Annotated in this window: 3 protein-coding genes; 2 read left to right on the top strand and 1 reads right to left on the bottom strand. The window is 69.3% G+C overall.

The features are described from left to right. Nucleotides 1-470 (bottom strand): Hsp70 family protein (locus tag Q0W90_RS24405; protein ID WP_297777254.1); only part of this gene is annotated, 470 nt, incomplete at its 3' end. A gap of 406 nt (nt 471-876) precedes the next feature. On the opposite strand from Q0W90_RS24405, the gene Q0W90_RS24400 reads away from it, so the two are divergent. Beyond that, nucleotides 877-1,446, top strand: a complete 570-nt coding sequence (locus tag Q0W90_RS24400; protein WP_297777251.1) for a transposase — start codon at nt 877-879, stop codon at nt 1,444-1,446. Continuing rightward, the coding region (locus tag Q0W90_RS24395; RefSeq protein WP_297777248.1) for a transposase at nt 1,407-1,948 on the top strand (542 nt) is incomplete at its 3' end. The genes Q0W90_RS24400 and Q0W90_RS24395, both read left to right, overlap by 40 nt.

Here is a 1,948-nt window from a genome sequence, read left to right as displayed (position 1 = left end):
CCGTAGGCCAGCGCGGCCGCCGTCGGCTCGTTGACGATGCGCAGGACGTTGAGGCCCGCGATCTCACCGGCCTCCTTGGTGGCCTGGCGCTGGGAGTCCTCGAAGTAGGCGGGGACCGTGATGACCGCGTCGGTCACCGGCTCGCCGAGGTAGGTCTCGGCGTCCCTCTTGAGCTTCTGCAGGATGCGGGCGCTGATCTCCTGCGGGGTGTACTTCTTGCCATCGATCTCCGGCGTCTTCCAGTCGGTGCCCATGTGCCGCTTGACGCTGCGGATGGTGCGGTCGACGTTGGTGACCGCTTGGTTCTTCGCCGACTGGCCGACGAGGACCTCGCCGTTCTTGGCAAAGGCGACGACCGAGGGGGTGGTGCGCGATCCCTCGGCGTTGGCGATGACCGTCGGCTCGCCGCCCTCGAGGACGGTGACGACGGAGTTGGTGGTGCCCAGGTCGATACCGACCGCTCGAGCCATGGAGCTGGCCTCTCTTCCGTGTGTGCTGGGGTTGCTGGTGGCTTGTCCGGTCAGCGAGTGCCCCGCCTTGCGTGGGGTCGACTCAACTTTCCTGCCCACCCTAACGGCAGGCTCGCGTCGAGTGTTCCCGAGGCCGGCGAAGTTGGCGCCGCAGCCCCCGCACGATCAGCTGAGTCCTTGTGTCTCTGTCGGTGACGCCTTGCAGGCGTGAAAATGTGGCTGGGCCGCCCGCCGACGTCGGTGTGATCTTGGGACACGATCCCGTAGCTGAGTCTGGCGCTGGGGCCTGGACCCGAAGGGTCGCGCACTGTGCTTCGAGCACGCCGGTCAGATTCTCTGGTTCCCTGACCGGGCCCCGCGGGTGGCCCGCCTTGCCGGTCTGGCATGCGGAGGGCGGGTGCGGATCATGCAGGAACCGGTGGAGATCCCGGACGAGGAGCACGAGCAGCTGCTGGATCGGGTCGCGGCGATCGACGTGGCCAAGGCATCCGGGATGGTGTGCACCCGGGTGCCGCACCCGTCGGGGAACGGGCGACGCCTGACCCGGGTGTGGGAAGTATCAGCCACCACCAAGTCGATCATGGAGTTGGCCGATCACCTGGCCGGGCAGCGCATCGAGCGGGTCACCATGGAGGCGACCGGCGACTACTGGCGCGGGTTCTTCTACCTGCTGGAGGCCCGAGGTCTTGCCGTGGCGCTGGTCAACGCCCGGGAGGTAAAGAACGTCCCGGCCCGGCCGAAGACCGACAAGCTCGACGCGGTCTGGCTGGCCAAGCTCACCGAGCGGGGCATGCTGCGGCCCAGCTTCGTGCCGCCGGCGGCGATCCGGGTGCTGCGCGATTACACCCGGCTGCGCACCGATCTGACGCCGAGCGGACCCGGCACTGGCAGCGGCTGGAGAAGCTCCTCGAAGACGCCCTCATCAAAATCACCACGGTGGCGAGCCGGATCGATGGGGTCTCGGTGCGGGCGATGATCGAGGCGCTGATCGCCGGCGAACGCGACCCGCGGGTGCTCGCCGGGCTCGCCCGCGGCCGGCTACGGATCAAGCACGCCGCCCTCCTCGAGGCGCTCACCGGCCGCTTCGACGCCCACCACGGCGAACTGGCCCGGATGCTGCTGGACCAGATCGACGCCCTCGACACCCAGATCGACCGCCTCACGCTGCGGATCGATGACCTGATCGAGGCGATCCCGGCCGCCCGCGCACCGGCCGCGCCCTCCGACGACCACCCCACCGGATCCTCACCCGCCGACGGCCAGCCGCTACCGGCGCTGGATCGACTCGATGAGATCCCCGGCCTGGCCCGCCGCGGCGCCCAGATGATCCTCGCCGAGATCGGACTGGACATGACCCGCTTCCCCACCCCCGACCACCTGATCTCCTGGACACGGCTGTGCCCGCGCACCATCCAGTCCGGCCCAAGCCGTCACCCTGGGCGCACCGGCAAGGGCAACCCCTACCTCAAGGGCATCCT

It is taken from the genome of Mycobacterium sp., from assembly GCF_025933915.1.
In the GTDB taxonomy this organism is placed as follows: domain Bacteria; phylum Actinomycetota; class Actinomycetes; order Mycobacteriales; family Mycobacteriaceae; genus Mycobacterium.
Note: the sequence above shows the minus strand (reverse complement) of the source record. Positions and strands in the feature narration are given on the sequence as shown.

What these genes read in the sequence shown, in the direction of transcription:
- Q0W90_RS24400 (WP_297777251.1), top strand. Translation starts at nt 877, where the DNA reads ATGCAGGAACCGGTGGAGATCCCGGACGAGGAGCACGAGCAGCTGCTG.